General features: G+C 64.7%; 1 protein-coding gene. It reads left to right on the top strand.

From position 1 onward, the window contains the following. A partial coding sequence (locus SREC43747_RS20060; RefSeq protein WP_037332846.1) for an Hsp70 family protein occupies nucleotides 1-408 on the top strand: 408 nt, incomplete at both ends.

The following is a 408-nucleotide window of genomic DNA, read 5'->3' as shown; positions in this document are numbered from 1 at the left end:
GGCCCTGGCCTACGGCCTGGACAAGGGCGAGAAGGAGCAGACCATCCTGGTCTTCGACCTCGGTGGCGGTACCTTCGACGTCTCCCTGCTGGAGATCGGCGAAGGCGTCGTCGAGGTGCGCGCCACCAGCGGTGACAACCACCTGGGTGGCGACGACTGGGACGAGCGGATCGTCGAGTGGCTGGTCGACAAGTTCAAGACCGCGCACGGCATCGACCTGACCAAGGACCGCATGGCCATGCAGCGGATCAAGGAAGCCGCTGAGAAGGCCAAGATCGAGCTGTCCAGCTCGTCCACCGCGAACATCAACCTGCCCTACATCACGGTGGACGCCGACAAGAACCCGCTGTTCCTGGACGAGACCCTGACCCGGGCCGAGTTCGAGCGGATCACCTCCGACCTGCTGGA

It is taken from the genome of Saccharopolyspora rectivirgula DSM 43747 (assembly GCF_000497205.1).
Classification (GTDB): Bacteria; Actinomycetota; Actinomycetes; order Mycobacteriales; family Pseudonocardiaceae; genus Saccharopolyspora; species Saccharopolyspora rectivirgula.
Note: the sequence above shows the minus strand (reverse complement) of the source record. Positions and strands in the feature narration are given on the sequence as shown.